This is a genomic window from Butyrivibrio sp. FCS014 (assembly GCF_000526935.1).
Taxonomy (GTDB): Bacteria; Bacillota; Clostridia; order Lachnospirales; family Lachnospiraceae; genus Butyrivibrio.
In genome coordinates, this window is sequence record NZ_JAHA01000019.1 from 866609 (window position 1) to 885169 (window position 18561).

At 47.9% G+C, this 18561-nt stretch carries 17 protein-coding genes; 1 reads left to right on the forward strand and 16 read right to left on the reverse strand.

What is annotated here, in order from left to right:
- Nucleotides 1-71: 71 nt before the first annotated feature.
- From T456_RS0116670 to T456_RS0116745, 16 genes are all read right to left on the reverse strand, one after another.
- Nucleotides 72-911 carry a DUF4097 family beta strand repeat-containing protein gene (locus tag T456_RS0116670; RefSeq protein WP_197026895.1) on the reverse strand — a complete coding sequence of 280 codons (840 nt, stop codon included), beginning with the start codon at nucleotides 909-911 and terminating at the stop codon, nucleotides 72-74.
- A gap of 37 nt (nucleotides 912-948) precedes the next feature.
- The gene (locus tag T456_RS21640; protein ID WP_024867145.1) at nucleotides 949-1905 is read right to left on the reverse strand and encodes a zf-HC2 domain-containing protein; all 957 of its coding nucleotides are present in this window, start codon (nucleotides 1903-1905) and stop codon (nucleotides 949-951) included.
- A complete protein-coding gene (locus T456_RS0116680) occupies nucleotides 1902-2387 on the reverse strand; it encodes an RNA polymerase sigma factor (protein ID WP_024867146.1) in 486 nt (161 codons plus the stop codon). The genes T456_RS21640 and T456_RS0116680 overlap by 4 nt, the downstream gene beginning before the upstream one ends.
- A gap of 199 nt (nucleotides 2388-2586) precedes the next feature.
- Nucleotides 2587-4899 (reverse strand): glycogen/starch/alpha-glucan phosphorylase, encoded by a 2313-nt coding sequence (locus T456_RS0116685; RefSeq protein WP_024867147.1) that lies wholly within the window; start codon nucleotides 4897-4899, stop codon nucleotides 2587-2589.
- A gap of 198 nt (nucleotides 4900-5097) precedes the next feature.
- Nucleotides 5098-6087: a LacI family DNA-binding transcriptional regulator gene (locus tag T456_RS0116690; protein ID WP_024867148.1), complete on the reverse strand. Its 990-nt coding sequence runs from the start codon at nucleotides 6085-6087 to the stop codon at nucleotides 5098-5100.
- A gap of 88 nt (nucleotides 6088-6175) precedes the next feature.
- Nucleotides 6176-6913: an amino acid ABC transporter ATP-binding protein gene (locus T456_RS0116695; RefSeq protein ID WP_024867149.1), complete on the reverse strand. Its 738-nt coding sequence runs from the start codon at nucleotides 6911-6913 to the stop codon at nucleotides 6176-6178.
- Nucleotides 6900-7586: an amino acid ABC transporter permease gene (locus tag T456_RS0116700; RefSeq protein ID WP_024867150.1), complete on the reverse strand. Its 687-nt coding sequence runs from the start codon at nucleotides 7584-7586 to the stop codon at nucleotides 6900-6902. Before T456_RS0116700 ends, T456_RS0116695 begins: the two co-directional genes overlap by 14 nt.
- Before the next feature lie 10 nt (nucleotides 7587-7596).
- The gene (locus T456_RS0116705) at nucleotides 7597-8367 is read right to left on the reverse strand and encodes a basic amino acid ABC transporter substrate-binding protein (protein WP_024867151.1); all 771 of its coding nucleotides are present in this window, start codon (nucleotides 8365-8367) and stop codon (nucleotides 7597-7599) included.
- 109 nt (nucleotides 8368-8476) lie between these two features.
- The gene (locus T456_RS0116710) at nucleotides 8477-9481 is read right to left on the reverse strand and encodes a type I phosphomannose isomerase catalytic subunit (protein WP_024867152.1); all 1005 of its coding nucleotides are present in this window, start codon (nucleotides 9479-9481) and stop codon (nucleotides 8477-8479) included.
- Nucleotides 9482-9488: 7 nt separating this feature from the next.
- On the reverse strand, nucleotides 9489-10700 hold the full coding sequence (locus T456_RS0116715; protein ID WP_024867153.1) for a hypothetical protein: 1212 nt from the start codon (nucleotides 10698-10700) through the stop codon (nucleotides 9489-9491).
- A gap of 6 nt (nucleotides 10701-10706) precedes the next feature.
- The gene (locus tag T456_RS0116720) at nucleotides 10707-11726 is read right to left on the reverse strand and encodes a glycoside hydrolase family 130 protein (RefSeq protein WP_024867154.1); all 1020 of its coding nucleotides are present in this window, start codon (nucleotides 11724-11726) and stop codon (nucleotides 10707-10709) included.
- Nucleotides 11727-11730: 4 nt separating this feature from the next.
- Nucleotides 11731-12903, reverse strand: a complete 1173-nt coding sequence (locus T456_RS0116725; protein ID WP_024867155.1) for a glycoside hydrolase family 130 protein — start codon at nucleotides 12901-12903, stop codon at nucleotides 11731-11733.
- Nucleotides 12872-14095, reverse strand: coding sequence for an AGE family epimerase/isomerase (locus T456_RS0116730; protein ID WP_024867156.1), 1224 nt, complete (start codon nucleotides 14093-14095; stop codon nucleotides 12872-12874). The genes T456_RS0116725 and T456_RS0116730 overlap by 32 nt, the downstream gene beginning before the upstream one ends.
- 23 nt (nucleotides 14096-14118) lie before the next feature.
- Complete coding sequence (locus tag T456_RS0116735; protein ID WP_024867157.1) at nucleotides 14119-14952, reverse strand: carbohydrate ABC transporter permease; 834 nt, start codon at nucleotides 14950-14952, stop codon at nucleotides 14119-14121.
- A complete protein-coding gene (locus tag T456_RS0116740; protein ID WP_024867158.1) occupies nucleotides 14949-15848 on the reverse strand; it encodes a carbohydrate ABC transporter permease in 900 nt (299 codons plus the stop codon). The genes T456_RS0116735 and T456_RS0116740 overlap by 4 nt, the downstream gene beginning before the upstream one ends.
- A gap of 88 nt (nucleotides 15849-15936) precedes the next feature.
- Nucleotides 15937-17400, reverse strand: a complete 1464-nt coding sequence (locus T456_RS0116745; RefSeq protein ID WP_024867159.1) for an ABC transporter substrate-binding protein — start codon at nucleotides 17398-17400, stop codon at nucleotides 15937-15939.
- A 251-nt stretch (nucleotides 17401-17651) separates the two neighbouring features.
- Here T456_RS0116745 and T456_RS21645 point away from each other — a divergent pair, with 251 nt between their 5' ends.
- The gene (locus T456_RS21645) at nucleotides 17652-18560 is read left to right on the forward strand and encodes a helix-turn-helix transcriptional regulator (protein WP_024867160.1); all 909 of its coding nucleotides are present in this window, start codon (nucleotides 17652-17654) and stop codon (nucleotides 18558-18560) included.
- Nucleotide 18561: the final 1 nt, after the last annotated feature.

The window sequence follows — 18561 nt, forward strand, 5'->3', positions numbered from 1 at the left end:
CTAACGCCACAAATCTCCTTAGTTGATATTTAACAGTTTTTTGGTTAATGATTTAGGCATTTTTAATGGGTTTAATCTGAAATCACTTCAATACTGATGTCCCCAGAGACTGTGTGAGCGTTCATCTCATTGCCTCCGTTTCCGCAGACATAGATGTCTTCACTCTTTGTAAATGCCTGCCTGTATGTAATATCTCCGGTAGTTGCCTTAAGGGAAGCCGTAACATCAGGATCCTCGGGAAGATAGATTGTGATATCTCCGGAAGTTCCGCTGATATTGGAAGTTTTAGGAACCCTGGCAAAAGAAACTGTGGTTTCGCCGCTGCTTGTGGCTGATTCCACTTCCTTAGCATCCAAAGCATAGATATCTATATTTCCTGATGCAGCTGAAACAGTTATTTTATCTGCATTTTCAGCTTTAAGATCCACATCTCCGGACGCAGTGGAAAGCTCGATGTCACTGCTGTTTCCCTTCTGGACAAAGCTTATATTACCGGAAGCAGAACGCACATTGATGTTGCCTGCGCCGCAGTTTGCCTTTACATCTCCGGAAGCAACCTTAAGATCAATATCTCCAAGTTCCATGTCACTTGGAAGTTCAATAGTCAGCTTTTTGCCAAGTCGGTTAAGATCGAGTTTTTTGGCTGATGCGCAGTATCTTACGTGAAGAACAGATCCCTCAACCCATGTATGTACCTTCCTCTTGTCATCAAGCTCTTTTAACGAAGTCTCTCTGATGACTATCTTGTCTGATGAAGAAGCCTCAAGCATCACATCCCCGGAGACATAATCAATATCCAGTGTATCGATCTTCTCCGAAATCTCACGATCTCCTGCGACATACTGATCGCCGTTTGTATAAACATAGCTGGTTCTCATTCCGAACGAGCATCCTGTAAGTAATCCCATCATTGCTACCCCCAATACTGTTATTAAAAATATTTTTATTTTAAGCATTGTTATTCTCCTTTTTCCCAACCAGCAGACCGATCACTGCAAATACAGCTCCGATCGCGATACCGACAAACATCATACTGATAGACGGCTCACTGTACATCATTACGCCGTTAGATCCCATTGCCGCAAGTCCGATAGCAGTAACAGCCAGGTTTCCATAGTATGAAAACAGACTGATGGCTGCGATCACGATACCTGTTTTAACAAGGCCGTTAAACGGAAGATATCTGACGATTGCAAAGATGATCCAGATAAAAGCCACAACAGGAATGCTGATGGCCATTGCCAGAGGAAAGAACCTTGCGGGTCCTACACCAAAGCCTATGCAGAACATCATCAGGAAAAATGTAGCAGTGATAGCTGCCATGGCTATGAGGCCCTTTTGCTTTCCAAGATGCGTCTTTACCGGATCTGCATTCACTATAAAGGGAGCGAAGCAGACAGTAAGGCCAAACAGTGTTGCGGATGCCGCGATAAAGAACCAGCGACCGCCGGTATATATATTGATCACTCCAAGAAGGAGAATAACGCTTGCTGTAAACGATGTCATGGTCAGGAACATTCTGTTCCTTGTTGCCATGAGCGGAACTACGATAAGGGCAGTTGGAACAAGCATAGCTGCCAGTACAATAAAGAACCAGCTAAGTGCATGTCCGCTTGCCAGATTTACGATAAGGCAGACCAGGATAGGTATTGCAAAGACTGCAGCTATAACGCTTCCGACAACTGCACTCTTTCTCTTAAAAAACCTGGACTGTGATTCAATCACATTGTTTCTCTCCAGAACCATTATCTCATCGTAAGAGGTGTCCTTTAGTTCATCAAGTATTTTCGCACACTCAGGACATTCCTGTAAATGCTCCTCGACAACCTGTCTGCTTGAATCGCTACAAACCCCGTCTTTATATAATGGAAGGAGATCACGAATCATTTCGCACTGATATTTCATTTTTCATCCATCCTTTCTTTAATCATAAGTCTGGCACGATGATACGTAACCCGGGCCCAGGTTTCTGTTTTTCCAAAGATAGAACCTATCTGCTGGAAGGATAATTCACCAAAAATGCGCAGCTGGAAAACCTCTTTATACGGGTCTTCCATGTCATGGAGAATGCGGTGGATCCTGATGGAAGAATCGGTGTCCATAAGGCTCTTTTCAAGATTCTTACCGTCCGATCTTTCTTCCACAGGCGCTTCTCCCATACGGGACTGTCGCCTTTTCTCGTCAATAAAGATGTTCTTTGCTATGGCACACAGCCAGGTGAAGCTTTCGCTCTCTCCCCTGAATTTCTTTTCCGTTGTTATCGCTCGGAAAAAGGTTTCCTGTGTGATCTCCATGGCCTCCTCGTGATCTCCCGAAAGAGTCATCACATAAGAAAACACCTTCATATAGAACGCATCATAAAGTTTTTCCGCTGTGACTTTATCCATGTGTCATCATGCTTCCTTTTCTTTGATCTCATATATTAGACGGAGAAAAAGAAATTTCGTTACAAACTTTTTTTAAAAAATTTCAAAATCACTGTTTAGGTATCATTTTAACACAAAAAGCCACAGGGGACGGTTCTCTCCGGTTCACTTAAAAAAGTGTACCGGAGAGAACCGTCCCCTGTGGGCTTAAAGTCTTATATCAATCCAGGTGCCAGATATCTCTGTTGTACTCTGCGATGGTTCTGTCGGATGAGAAGTAGCCTGCCTTTGCGATGTTGGTAAGCATCATCTTCTTCCACTTGTCGCGGTTCTCGTAATCAGCAAAGATCTGATCCTTCTTCTCGATATAGCTCTCAAGATCGATGAGAGTCATGAACCAGTCCTTATTAAGAAGCTCTTTGTAGAGTCTCTCAAGATTCTCCTTGTGGCCAACCTTCAGGCACTCTTTGCTTACGATGAAGTCCACAGCCTCTTTGATAACAGGGCTCTTCTTGTAGTAATCCTTTGAAACATAGTCAGCCTTCTTGTAGTGCTCAATAACCTCATCAGCGCTGATACCGAAGATGTAGATATTGTCATCGCCTACAAGCTCGTGGATCTCTACGTTTGCACCATCATCTGTTCCAAGAGTAACGGCACCGTTGAGCATGAACTTCATGTTGCTGGTACCTGATGCCTCTTTGGATGCAAGAGAGATCTGCTCGGATACGTCGCAGGCAGGGATAAGTCTCTCAGCGTAGCTTACGTTGTAGTTCTCTACCATAACTACCTTCATGTACTTGTTAACATCGGGATCGTTGTTGATGATCTCCTGAAGAACAAGAAGAAGGTGGATGATATCCTTGGCAATAACATAGGCAGGTGCTGCCTTTGCACCGAAGATGAAGGTCAGAGGCCTTACGGGCTTCTTGCCGCCCTTGATCTCCAGATACTTGTGGATGATGTAGAGGGCATTCATCTGCTGTCTCTTGTACTCATGAAGTCTCTTTACCTGAATATCAAAGATGGACTCAGGGTCAACCTCAACGTTCTCGTGATTCTTGAGGTAAAGAGCCAGCTCTTTTTTCTTACTCATCTTGATCTCTTCAAGCTTATCAAGAACGTCCTGCTCGCCTACGTGGTCAAGGAGCTTCTCAAGCTTGGTGGCATCCTTCTTGAAGCCGTCGCCGATGGTCTGTGAAAGGAAATCAGCCAGAGGATGGTTGCAGCTAAGGAGCCATCTTCTGAAGGTGATACCGTTGGTCTTGTTGTTGAACTTCTCAGGATAGAGCTTGTAGAAATCGTTGAGCTCGCTGTCCTTAAGGATATCTGTATGTATAGCGGCAACGCCGTTGATTGAGAAACCGTAGTGGATGTCGATGAAGGCCATGTGTACCTTCTTGTCCTTGTCGATGATCCAAACCTTGGAGTTCTTCTTGTACTTGTCGCGAATTCTCTTGTCCAGCTCCTTGATATAAGGAACAAGCTGGGGAACAACCTTCTCAAGGTATGCAAGAGGCCATGTCTCAAGAGCCTCGGCAAGAATTGTATGGTTTGTGTATGCGCAGGTCTTGCTAACAACGTTGATGGCTTCGTCGATGTTGAAGGCCTTCTCCTCAACCAGGATCCTGATAAGCTCAGGGATGATCATGGTAGGATGTGTGTCGTTGATCTGGATAACCGCATGGTTGTGCAGCTCGTGAAGGTCGTACTGGCGCTCCTTCTGCTCGCGGAGGATAAGCTGTGCGGCATTTGAAACCAGGAAGTACTCCTGATAGATCCTCAGAAGGTTTCCGGCCTCATCAGAGTCATCGGGATACAGGAAAAGAGTCAGATTCTTATCAATCTTGGTCTTGTCAAAGTCGATGCCTTTTTTCACCAAAGACTCGTCGATGGTCTCGATATCGAAGAGGCGGAGCTTGTTAACGCCTGTGTCATATCCAACAACGTCCATATTGTAGAGGCGGGATACAACCTTCTCCTTGCCAAAAGAAACTTCGAAGGTGGTATCTGTCTTCTCAAGCCAGGACTGATCCTCGATCCACTCGTTCTTCTCTGCGGTCTGAAGGTGATCCTTGAACACCTGCTTGAAAAGACCGAAGTGATAGTTAAGTCCGATTCCCTCTCCTGCAAGGCCGAGAGTTGCGATGGAATCAAGGAAGCACGCTGCAAGTCTGCCAAGACCTCCGTTACCCAGTGAAGGCTCGGGTTCGCACTCTTCAATATCAGCAAGACTCTTGCCGTTCTTCTCGAGGATCTCCTTAACTCTGTCATATACTCTTAAGTTGATAAGGTTGTTGGAAAGAAGCTTACCGATAAGGAACTCCATGGAAATGTAGTAAACCTTCTTCTCTCCGTTGTATACTTCTGCAACATTCATGAGACGTGTTGTCATCTCAAGGAGTACGTAGTAGGTCTCCCTGTCTGTGCAGTCCTTGAGGGACTTTCCGAACTTCTCGGAAGCGATGCTCTCCAGCTGCTCCTCAAGGTTGGTTACAAGTACGTCGCGCTGCATGTTAGTGTGCTTTGCCATTGTGTCTCTCCTCTCGTATTCATAAAGCTTGAATTTACGTTTCCTGTTTGTCTTTGTAAGTTACGCTTTTATAATCTTTTGTTTTAGCTATTTAATTACAGCTTGTCATGACCTCGGAAAACGTTTTCTCAATTCCGATGGTTGTAATATAACACAGGAAAACGTTTTCCGCAAGTACTAATTTTCGAATTTAATTTATCAGCTGATGATATCCTCGTATCTCATCCTTACCAAAGTGTGGGGCACAGTGACCTTGCGGCCTTCCTTGCCCTTCATCAGGCGGTTAAGTTCATCCAAAGCAACCTCAGAGATCTTAACGAAGTCCTGCTTGACCGTGTTCATCTGCTTGCCCACATATCCCATGAGGATGATGCCGTCAAAGCCGCAGACCGGGCGGAAAATATCCATATCTATAAGAGCCTTCATGGCACCGATGGCCATAAGATCCGAGGCGCAGACAACGCAGTCGTTGTTCTTGGCGTAGCGCATGGTAAGCTGTCTTGCACGAAGCTCCGAGAAGTTTCCGTTCCTTACGCTGAGCTTAAGTTTCTTTTCCTCGCACAGCTTTTTGATACCCTCAAGACGCTCTCCCGTCACATAGCCGAAATCCTCACCGGCAAGATAGAGAACCTTCTTGCATTTGTTCTCTGTGATGGTCTTTTTGGCAACGTCATACTGAGCCTTCTTGTTGTCTATGCTGACGGAGGAAGTGGTGCTGTTCACCATTGGCGCATCGATGACCACCATCTTGAAGTGTCCGCTGCCGATGAGCTTGTGGACCACCTTGTCCTTTGTGGTAAGGCCGTAGACAATTATTCCCTTTATTCCCTGGGATTCAAAATAGGAAGTTACTTCCTCCACATTCATGTCATCGATCATGGAGGTAAACACAGTGATCACGTCCAGCTGCAGCTCTTTTGCCCGGTGAACCGCACCGGAGATATACTGCATGCTGATCTCGTCGCTGGCCTGGGTATTTAGATTAAGCTTGATAAGAAGAGCCACCCTTCCTGTGCGTTTTGAGGAAAGACTTGCTGCCACGGCATTGGGCACAAAGCCCAGTCTTTCCACCACGTCCATGACCTTTTTCCTGGTGGCTTCGCTTACGTTCGGATAGTTATTGAGGACTTTGGAGACTGTGGAAATAGCAACTCCGGCCTCTTTTGCTACGTCTTTTATGGATACCATATTTCCCTCTTCATAAAAAATAGTAGTACACGGAAAACGGTTTCCGTGTACTACTACTATATCTTTTTTATCTGTAATTGTCCAATCCTTAAAGCACTTTTGCGAGAAAGTCCTGCAGTCTCTTGCTTTGCGGGTTTTCGAAGAATTCCTTCGGGGTGTTCTCCTCAAGGATCTTGCCCTCATCCACAAAGAGGACTTTTGTAGCTACCTCTTTTGCAAAGCCCATCTCGTGGGTAACAACCACCATGGTCATTCCCTCATCAGCAAGCTGCTTCATAACATCCAGAACCTCTCCTACCATCTCAGGGTCGAGAGCGGATGTGGGTTCGTCAAAGAGCATCACCTCGGGGTTCATGCAAAGGGACCTTACAATGGCGATCCTCTGCTTCTGTCCGCCGGATAAAGAAGCCGGATAGACGTTTGCCTTGTCGGTTAAGTTTACCCTTCTAAGAAGCTCGAGGGCTTTTAACCGGGCATCTTCCTCAGTCATGATTCCCAGCTTGACGGGAGCCAGTGTGATATTCTGCATTACCGTGAGGTTGTTGAAGAGATTGAAGTTCTGGAACACCATTCCCATGCGCTGTCTGACTTTGTTGATGTCAACGCCTTTGGCTGTAATGTCCTCTCCGTCAAAAATGATCTGTCCGGAGGTGGGAACTTCCAAAAGGTTAAGGCAGCGAAGGAACGTACTCTTTCCTGAACCGGAGGGGCCGACGATAACTATCTTCTCCCCTTTATTGATCTCGTAATTGATCCCTGACAGAACCTCGTTTACTTTTCCGTCATGATCGGTAAATTCCTTATAAAGATTCTTAACGGTTATCACTCTTACGCATCCTCCTTTCAAATTTTCCAAGGAGTATGGTGAGCACCTTAATGATCACAAAGTAAATGACCGCTGCGCCGATGAGCGGCATAAATGCATCATAGGTCCTTGAAGCTACCTGATTTGCCACACGGGTAAGATCAGACAGACTTACGTATCCCACGATGGCAGTTTCCTTAATAAGAGTTATGAACTCGTTGCCAAGAGGCGGGATGACATTCTTCGCAGCCTGGGGAAGAATAATGTAGCGGTAGGTCTGGGCCTTTGAAAGGCCAAGGCTTCTGCCTGCCTCTCCCTGGCCCTTGTCAACTGCAAGGATTCCGCCGCGGACAATCTCAGACACGTAGGCGCCCGAGTTAAGTCCGAAGGACAGGGATGCCACCAGGATCCCGTTGCTGGAAGATGCCATGATTATGAACCACATGATAAGGAGCTGCAGAACACTGGGTGTTCCCCTTATCACATCGATATATACTGTTGCTATATAGCTTAAAATTGTAGGCTTTCCTTCTCCGGTCCTTGAAAGTTTCATAAGGGCAAGACAGGTTCCTATGATGATACCCAGTATCCCGGCAAGCACCGCGATCTCAAGGGTTATTCCAACACCTGACAGATAAAGTTTCCACCGGTCGCCGGTTATAAAAGCCGCCTCTAAACGTTCACTTATAGTCATCTATTTGCGATTACTCCTCAATGTATTGTTTAACCAGTTTATCGTAGGTTCCGTCCTCTTTGAGTTCCTTAAGAGCGCCGTTGATCTTGTCTGCAAGTTCTGTATTTCCCTTGGGAAGTGCGATTGCATAGAACTCGGGTTCAAAATCAAAATCAGTTCCTGAAAGTACATCTACCTTATCGGAGAACTGAGCGCCGAATACCTCAGCGGGATTTTTATCTACGATAACACAGTCAACTCTGCCATTTATGAGATCGTTAACTGCATCAACTGCTTTGTTATAAGCGGAAACTTCAACGCCTTCGATTTCATCGGCGATGAATTCACCTGTGGTTCCAAGCTGAACACCGATCTTAAGGTTCTTGAGGTCATCGGCTGATGCAACGGATGAGCCCTTGGGAACGATGACTGCCTGAACAGCCTCATAATATGAATCAGAGAAATCTACTGTCTTCTGTCTCTCCTCAGTAACTGTCATGCCTGCGATAGCAACATCGATCTTGCCGCCGATGGAAGAAACAAGGGAGTCAAACTCCATATCCTGAATCTGAACCTCCATGCCGATCTTGTCGCCAACAGCCTTTATAAGCGCCATGTCGAAACCGTCGGGCTTTCCGTCATCGCCTACATACTCAAAAGGCGGGAAAGCTGCGTTTGTTCCAACGGTAAGGGTCTCTTTAGCTCCTCCCTCAGCTGCTCCGCCTGCTGCGCTGCCGCATCCTGCAAGCATTGAGCCTGTCATTATCACCGACATGATTACTGCCATTAACTTCTTTTTCATAATGTCCTCCTTCTTTATGCACTTAAATGCATAATTATGCAGATTTATGAATAATATAGCAGTATAAACAGAATAAGTCAACCGTCTTGATTCATTTTATCTTACGATTTTATGCCCGGGCGGAAGACGCCGCAGACACAGAAGAAGCGGCGCAGGCCGCACAGGCGGTGGAAGCCACCAACATCATATTCCCCTTAAACCGCGCCTTTCCGTATCCGCTAGGCACAATGAAACTGCTGCCCTTTGAAACGGGAGTACCTTCGATCTCTCCAAAGCCCTCCGTTATGGTCACAAGAAGGAAGTCCTTTCCCATATCAACAAAAGCTTCTCCGTGGACCCTCATCTCATAGATGGTGTAGTAATCGCAGGAATATATCTTTGAAAGCTCATTGTTGTCCTGCTTTCTCTTCTCCAGAGGAATTATGCAGCTGCCGGCCGGAAGCGCCGGAACCGTGATGACTTTCTTGGACTGTTCGAGATGGAGCTGTCTCTTTTCCCCGTTCTGAAGTCTGTCGTAGTCGTAGACTCTGTAGGTTATATCGCTGTTCTCCTGGGTTTCAAGGATGAGGCAGCCGCTTGTCAGGGCGTGCACGGTTCCCGGATCTATCTGAAGAAAATCCCCCTTCTTTACGGGAACTCTTTTCACAAATTCCTCCCATCTTCCCTCATCTATCATCCCCACCAGCTCTTTTCTCGTGGCTGCCCTGTGGCCCAGTACCAGCTCCGCTCCCTCAGGGCAGTCCAAAACGTACCAGCACTCGGTCTTTCCGAGGGATCCGTTCTCATGCTCTCTTGCGTAGGCGTCATCCGGGTGGACCTGAATGCTGAGGTCACCCGATGCATCAATTATCTTCACAAGAAGAGGGAACACCGAAGTCTTCCCGGTTCCGAAGAGCTCCCCGTGCTCTTCCCAAAGCTTTGACAGGTGTTCCCCCTTAAAGGTGCCGTTTCTGATGATACAGTCCCCCTGAGGATGGGCCGATATTCCCCAGCATTCGCCGATATCGTCACCCTCCTCGGGGCATCCATACTCCTCCCGAAGCCTCTTTCCACCCCAAACGGTGTGCTTGTAAACAGGCTCGGTAAAAAGTATCTCTTTCCTTTTATTTTCCATTTTCTCTTTATTCCATGGGGTTTCCTTCCTCATCAAAACAGCGCACGTAGTCGCAAAGCTCCTTAAGTCCCGCCTTTGCGATCCCCACCTTCTGGTCCGCCGCGCCGTACCCCATGATAAGGGTATCGCCCACGACCACCGCTCCGGTGGTAAATATGCAGGGGCACGGAAACTTATCCGGAAGTTCCCACTTCTGCTTAGCATAGATAAGCCTCTCTGACATGCGATGTTTGATCCTTGGAAAGTCCCCGTCCCTTTCCTCTAAAATCATGAAGGACTGGGTATAGCCGTAGTCCGGAAGGGCCTTTCCGTGGTAGGAAACAAGCCATTCTCCGCCCCCAAGATCAATAGGCGGGAAGCTGGCGCCGACCCTCTCTTCCTCCCAGTCAAACTCACTTTTAGCAAGAAGTCTGTGAACCGTGCCTTCTTTTACAAAGTCCTCAAACTCCCTGGCTGCTGCCATAAAAATGGCCGGGTTATTTACTTTTTCTCCTGTGGGAAATTCATAAGATCGCTCCGGTCTGTGGAGCATTAGAAGACTGTTTTGTCCTTGAATGTTCATTCTCTTCGGGAAGAAGAAAACGTCTCTGTTGTCACTTAAGTTCCCGTCCGTCAGTGGACCCATATATGTAAAAGAGCTATCGTAGTCCCGCGCCTTCAACCTCTCAAGATCCACCTTGTAAAGTACCGTCACGGTGTCGTTTCTTCTGGCCAGAACCCCAATGGGATTATCAGGTTCCATCACCCAGTCCGGGAGATTGTCTCTTCTCTTATCCCCCTCCCAGTAAGCTCCCGGGGGAAAGAGCCTGCAGGCCACGGTCAGATACAGCTGACCCTCCACCGTAAAGAGCCTCGGATCTTCTATGCACCCGTTGGCATAATTTAAAACCCTCTCTCCCTTATCATTTTCCACATACATGTCTTCCTCGTCGTAGGCAAGCCTCGGAGCCAGGGCTGGTCTGTCAAAGTCGGCGGTAAAGCTCTCTCCGAGGTCAGTGCTCACAGCGTATCCAAGGAAGATCGGATAAGGATCTGACTTCCCCTTAAGATTCTTTGAAGGCCAGGGGCCTGTGGCCCGAAACAGCATGTGAATGGTCTTTCCGTCCTTATCAAGGACAAGGGCGGGGTTAAGCACCATTGTGTCCGCCCATTCACATCCCGCCTTCGGCTCCAGCACCGGCTCTTTTGAATAGGTGATGACAGGTCTTTTCGTATTCATAAACTGTCACCGCCTTCCGATTTCCCTGTCAGTTTCGGATAACTGACTGTGGCTTTTGATGTAGTCGATGATCTCATCGGTGTAGGTAAATGCCAGTCCCACGTAGCTGTCGGCAGCGCCGTAGTAGATGGCAAGCTGTCCCGTCCCGGGGTTCTGCACGGTAGCGCAGGGGAAGCATACGTTGGGCACAAAGCCTCTCTCCTCGTACCATTCCTCCGGGGTCAAAAGAAATGTCTCGCACCGGTACTTTACGATGGAGGGATTGTCGATATCCAGAATCGCTCCGCCGATGGAGTACACGTATCCGTTGCAGGTTCCGGCAACGCCGTGATAGAACAAAAGCCAGCCTTCGGAAGTCTCTATGGGAGTTGCTCCTCCGCCGATCTTAAGTGACTCCCACCAGTTGTCATTGGCTCCCATCACATGTCTGTGCTTTCCCCAGTAGGTCATGTCCGGGCTCTCACTGATAAAGATGTCTCCGAAGGGAGTGTGGCCGCTGTCCGAGGGCCTTGAGAGCAGCATGTACTTTCCGTTTATCTTCCTCGGGAAAAGAACCGCATTCCTGTTGAAGGGTATGAAGGGATTTTCTATTCTGACGAATTTCTTAAAGTCCCTTGTCTTTGCTATTCCTATGGAAGCTCCGTAAAAATCCTGGCACCAGATGATATAGTAGTCATCCTCCACCTTTACAAGCCTCGGATCATAGGCGTACTGCGGCATGAAGGGATTGCCCTCTTCGTCAGTGAAGGGGATCTTTTCTTTGTCGATGTCCCAGTTTATTCCGTCGCTGCTTCTTCCAAGGTAAATTGCAGGGATCCCGTTTGTCTGCTCTCCCCTGAACACGCCGATAAACCCGTCCCCGTAGGGCATTACCGCGCTGTTGAAGATCCTGGCTACGCCCTCAACGGGATTTCTTCCTATAATGGGATTTGCATCATATCTCCAGATGGGCGCTCCCTTTAATTCCTTTGGTCTTTCCTGCCAGGGAACCTTAGTGGTCCCGGGTCCCAAAATCTCGTACTTCATAAATTCATCCTCTCTTTAATAGTTCAAGATTCCTGCTGATCAGCTCATCTCTCTGTCTTACACACAGAACCGACCTGCCGGGGTCTTCCGGGGTCTCAAAGCAGTAGTCAAGGAGCTTGTCCACTGTGGTTGTTGCAACATGTAATCTCGTATCCGATGACGCATAATATATGAAAACCTCTTCTTTCTCATTGACGATGGCTCCGTTTGTGAACACCACATTGGAGACATCTCCGACTCTTTCCTCACCCCTGGGTCCCAGCAAAAGACCTGAGGGCTGCGCGATAACCTTTGATGGATCCTTAAGGTCTGTTACAAATGCATAGAGCACATATCTAAGGCCCGCTGCGGTATTCCTTACACCGTGGGCGATGTGCACCCATCCACGGGAGGTCTTTATGGGAACCGCTCCCGCGCCGTTCTTGGCCTCGGTGATGGTGTGGTACTTCCTAAGGCTCGTCATCTTTTCCTCGTCGATGACAGCCTGGGTGATATCGCTGCAAAGTCCGAACCCTATGCCGCTTCCACTGCCGGTCTCGATGAAATCATCCATAGGCCTTGTGTAGAAGGCGTACTTGCCGTCCACAAATTCGGGATGAAGAACCACGTTTCTCTGCTGGGGACTTCTAAGTGTCACCAGGTTCGGAAGCCTCTCCCACTTCACCAGGTCTTTGGTCCTTACTATTCCCGCGGAGGCCACAGCCGCAGACAGATCGCTGACTGAGGTGTCCTTGCTCTCGGAGCAGAAAACTCCGTAGATGTAGCCGTCCTCATGCTGCGTGAGCCTCATGTCGTAGACATTGGTCTCCTCCTTGCAGGTATCCTCCAGAAGCACCGGGTGATCCATGAACCTGAAGCCGTCTATACCGTTATCACTCTGCGCCACTCCGAAGAAGGACTTCCTGTCGTTCCCCTCGATCCTGGCCACCAGGTAGTACTTTCCGTTAAGGTAGAGCGCGCCGGAATTCATCACCGCGTTCACTCCAAGTCTCTCCATAAAGTATGGGTTCGTATCCTTATCAAGGTCATATCTCCAGGTCAGCGGGATGTGCTCCCTTGTAAGGACCGGGTACTTATATCTCTCGTACAGTCCGTTGTAGAAAGGCGCCGCCTCATTTTTCCTATTTAGGATCTTTTCCTGTTTCTCAAGCTCCTCGTAATACTTTTCGTGAATCATCCGCCTCTCCTTCTTTAAGTCTGTTCATTATTTCAAAACACATTCTTCCGTTGTGGTAGGGACATTTCCAGGGTTCCACGATGGGTCTTTTCCCGGGGGCTCCGTCCTCTGAAGCTTGCCAGAACCACTCCCCGCCGTTTCGCTTGTCGATGATAAATTCCCCGGTGTATTCCCAGATATCGGATACTGCCTTTAGGTATCGCGCCTGGCCGGTCTTTCTGTAGGCATTTGCAAAGCCCACCATGGCCTCGGACTGTACCCACCAGATCCTTGTTCTGTCCTGCTTTCCGTCCTCGCACTCGTTTATAAAAGAGCCGTCTTGGAGTGCCCTCTCAAAAGTGCTTTCAGCAAGTTCGCCTGTCATCCGCTTGATGTTTGCCGCTGCCTCTTTTTCCAGGAATGCATCCCCAAGGGTATCCGCAGCAAGATCGATCAGCCATGAGGCCTCGATATCATGGCCGTAACTCTGAAGGTCGATAAGGCTTTCGTAATCCCGGTCAAAAAATACATCAAGGCGCTTTTTGTCAGGGTTATAGATCTTCGTTCTGATGACCCCAAGAAGCTGCGCCAGCTTTATGCCGATGAGTTTTTTCACCGAAAGGTCGTCCGTTACGTCAAACAAGAGGGTGTAGGCCTCAAGAACGTGCAGCGCCGTATTCATGGTGCGCTCGGCAATTACCCCGTTCTCGGAAAGCTTGTCGTTGGGAAGGGGATTGAAGTCCTCATCAAAGGCCTCAAGGTATCCGTCCCTGTCCCGGCACTTGTCCTCTATAAGGCAAAAGAGCTTCTGAGCCGTGATAAGGGCCGTTTTGTTTCCCGAAGCTCTGTAGTATTCGGAAAGAGCATATATCGCAAAGGCCTGATTGTAGGTGTGTCTGGTACTGTCCAGGACCTTTCCGTCGTAGGTAACGGACCAGCAGATTCCGCCCTTTTCCTCATCCAAAAGCTTTTCTTCAAGAAACCTGTAGGCATGATCTGCTTCCCGAAGAAGCGATATATCTTTTAACTCATTAAATGCTCTGGAAAAGAACCAGAGAATGCGGCTGTTTAATATGGCACCCTTTTCGGCCTTTTTATCCACCGTAAGATCAAAGTCCACAAGGCCGTAGTATCCGCCGTATTCCTCATCCCGAAGGCTCTTCCAGAAGGGAATGATATGCTTTGTCAGTTCTTTATTTATTTCCTGTAACATCGTAAAACCTCAAAACTTTAAAATTATCCTTTCACCGCGCCCTGGGTGATGCCGCTGTAGATCTGCTTCTGACTGAAGATAAATACCAAAAATGCAGGAAGTATGGATATCAGCACGCCTGCGCAGATCAGATTGTACTGGCTGCCCATAGGGCCCACGAAGGTGTAGAGGGAGGTGGACATGGTGCGGATCTCTTTATCCATAAGGTAGAGGTTCGCACAGTAGTACTCGTTGTACACCGAGACGCCCTTTAATATGCAGGCAGTCACAACGGCAGGTTTTAAGAGGGGAAGGATTATCTTCCAGTAAACGGTCCAGTATGAAGCCCCGTCTATGATGGCCGATTCGTCCACGGAGGAGGAGATGTTTTCCATAAACTGAATGAAGATGTATATGGAGATAACATCCGTTCCGCACATCATGATGATGTAGCCGTAGAGATGGTTTACAAAGCCCAGAACCGTCATGATCTTGTAGACCGTAACCTGCATGGCGATGGATGGAAGGAGGGATGCAAACAGGAACAGGTTCCTGATGATCCCGTTTCCGAAGAACTCAAAACGGTTCAGCACATACGCCAGCTGGGTTCCAACTATTACCGATACCAGAAGCACAACCACCATGACGATCAGGGAATTGAGAAATGCTCTTCCCATGTTGGCTGTTTTAAAAGCCTTCACAAAGTTCTCGAAGTACAGCCAGTTAGAGGGGGGTGTTATCACGCTGGTGGTCTGGTATTCGTCTGCCGTCTTAAAGGCCGTGAAGATGCAGGATACCACCGGTACAACTGCAGCAAAGGAAAAGAATACAAGTACCAGATATTTAATTGTTGTGGTGAGTATCTTACTTATCTTCATGTGTCAGCCTCTCTGAAAACATATTTAAAGAACAGCTTCTGAAGTATAGTCACTATGAAAATGATCACCAGAAGCACCACGGCCATTGCGCTGGCCAGTCCCACCTTCTGTGTAACGTGGGCTATCTCATTCATTATTACAAAGTAGGTTCCGGTTCCGTTGGCACCTCCCGTGATAACGAAGGGCGGCTCGAAAGCACTTAAGGATCCGGTTATGGAAAGGATCACGTTCAGTGTGACAATGGTCTTTATACCCGGAAGTATGATGTGGAAGAACTGCTGGAAGCGGTTGGCACCGTCCAGGGCGGCTGCCTCGTAAAGCTCTGCATCCACCGACATGATGGCTCCGATAAACAGCACCATGTTCTGGCCGAAATACCTCCACACCGAGGTGGCAACCAAAGACCAGTTGTTAACCTTCTGGTCCTTGAGCCAGTAGGGAAGGGAATCTACGTCTATTCCCACGATCCCGAGAATTGAATCCAGCACAAATCCTCTCGTGTAAAAGAACTTGAAGATAAAGCCGATGGCAATTCCGCTTATAAGGTAGGGGAAGAACATCATTCCTTTAAAGACATTTCCGCCCTTGGCCCCGAAGCTTAGGATGGTCGCCAGGAAAAGAGCCAGCGCCAACTGGAACAGAGCTCCTGCGCAGTAGTAGAAACTCAGCTTCAGTGCCTTGAAGCAGTCATCCCTGGTGAACACATCGATATAGTTCCTAAGTCCCACGAAGACTCTTTTGTCCGGGGGCGTAAGATATTTCATTTTGTAAAAGCTGAACTGTACCATCTGCGCAAAGGGCAGGTAGGTAAAGATCACAAGAAGAAGTAATGGGACAGTGATAAAGCTGAGTATTATGACAGCCTGTTGTCCCTTTCTACTTTTTAGCCATTTCATTGTCCCATCCTCCTTGGTTTCGACCTAAGGGTGCCGCTTGCGGCGGATTCCTTAGGTCAGACATTTCCGTTAATATGTACCGGCACGATCACTCATTGACAGTAACGCCGAGTACATCCTGAGCTTCTGTCCACTTCTCGTTCCACTCGTTCATGATGTCGTCGAACTCCATGTCGCCCATGGAAGCGTGCTCTATGATGAGCTGGATCCTTCTGTCGCCGCCGGCTCTGTAGTTGAGCTCTGACTCTGCATTGAGTTCGTTGAGAAGATCCTCCTCACCCTCTTTTGCAGGTGTTTCCTGAAGGAATGTTACGTTGTCAAAAGCGAGCTTGGTCTCGGTGCTTCCGGCCTGAATGGGAAGTCCGTCCTCGTTGTAAACAAAGCCTGACTGCTCAGTCATCCACTTAACGAAGATGATGCCTGCCTGCTTCTCGTCATCGGAAGCGTTCTTGTTGATACCGTAGCAATAGTCGGGACCTGCCAGAGCGTACTGCTTGCCGTCAACTGTTACAGGGAAAGGCATGTATCCGATATCTGCAGCGTTGGGGCCTGCTGCCTCCATCTGAGGATAAGCCCATGATCCAAGTACCATGCATCCGATCTCGCCTCTGTTGATCATGCCCTTGCAGCCTTCCCAGTCGGTTGTTGAGTAGTCATCCTCTGTAAGACCCATTGCAACAGCATCATAGAGGATCTTGTAAACCGCATAGGGATGTGTTGAATCGCCGTAATCTCTGAAGGGATCCTTCTCATGAAGAAGTGTTCCGTTGGTGAAGCCTGCATCGCCTGTTGCGCTGATGCCGGTGTAGTCATCCCAGCTTCCCATTGTCCAGCCTGCAGCATAGTTGGTGTAAAGAGGGATTATGCTGCTGTCATGCTCTTTGATCTTCTTGAGGGCGTCGATGAACTGTTCGGGAGTCTTGGGAAGCTCTGTTACGCCTGCCTCCTCAAATACTCTCTTGTTGTAAACGATACCCTGAGCTGTGGCTGTTGAAGGTACTCCGTAAACCTCGCCCTTGTACTCCCAGTGATCTGCGTAGTTGATCTGACCGTTCATTACGTCCAGGCTTCCGTAGGACTCGAAGTAGGAAGAAAGATCTGCCTTATCGATTGAGGGGATCAGGATAACTGTCTCGTAATCTCCTGACTGAAGGTGAGTCTTTGCATCCTCGGCGTAGTTTGTATCTGTGATAACGTTCACTGTGATACCGGGATATACCTCATTGAAAGCGGCCATGTACTCTTTCCAGTTAACTCCGCCGTAATCATCGGAATCAAGATCTGTTCTGTTGCTGAAAAATGAGATCTCTGTTGTAAGATCTGTGAAGTCCTCCCCAAGGACAAGATCAGCGTAAGATTTGATACCATCCGCTTCGCCGGCGTCATCGGCTGCTGCAGCTGTGTCAGCTGCAGGTGCACTCTCTTCTGCAATCTGTACGTCTGACTCCGCGCTCTCCTGTGCTCCGGTTTCTGCTGCTGTGCTTCCACATGCTGCAGTTCCTGCTGCCAGAGCCATCATAAGTGTTACTGCTAATGCTCTTTTCAATTTCATTTTCATCCTCCTTTTACGAGCTGCGTTTCATTTACTAAATGCAGAATACAGTATTTAGCTTTTTTAATCATCCATCATTCTTGCGTTTTATAACTCATTCTTGTCTTTGTGGTTATTTTCTTGTCTCAAAACATCATTTAGGCATCTATTTACTCTTTTTTACCTAAGTAAACTTAAACGTTTTAGGTAAATCATCATTGCTATTTTACTGCATTTTCATTATAATGATCCCATAAACAGGAGCAGTTATCATGGCAGAGGCAATAAGGAACAACCTTGAAGAACTGAATAGCATTTTCCGTTTTCACAGGCTCTTCGAGAGCGGAACCTCCTTCACCGACGTTCTGGATATCAAGAGGTTCATGGCGGTCCCCGAAGACTCTTTTGACCCGCTTCTTCTAAGCGCGGTGTTCGGAGGAGCCATCACCTACGGAATTCCCACCACCTTTGAATGTATCAATAATCCGTATTACTTATTATTATATATCGAAAAGGGTGATGTTCTTATCAAATCGGAAGAGAGTATGCTCCTGAAGGAGAAGAGCATGGCACTGTTTAAGCCTGGGGTCAATTTCAGGTTCGACACCAGAAGCACTCCCTGCTTTTTCCATCTCTTTTTACTGACAGGGGAACCCTTAAGGCTCTACATACAAAAGCCCATGGAGGTCATCGAGCTTAAGGAGCGCCACGCCAACGCCCAGCTCTCCTACCTGCAAAGACTTATGCTGCGGCAGGGCGCCGATTCCGGGATCCTTCGCTCGAGGCTTCTTACGGATATACTGACCGAGGCGTATCTCGCGGTGGCAGACACCAAGGTACCATCAGCAACTCCGGGCATTCCCGCTCACATCCAGGACATGAAGGCGATCCTGGATACGGAGTACAACAGTTTCCTTACACTGGATAATCTTGAGGAGAGGCTCTTTGTCAGCAAGTACAGATTGTGCCGGCAGTTCAAGAATTATTACGGCCACTCTCCCTTGCAGTATCTGAACAATCTGAGGATAGAACAGGCCAAGACTCTGCTGGAGCAGACAGACATAAGCGTAAATGCGGTGGGCTGCGATGTGGGGATCCCCAACACCAGTCACTTCATAAAGCTATTTAAGAGGGAGACCACTTTAACTCCCGCCGAATACAGAAAAAAGAAAAGCTCTTAGC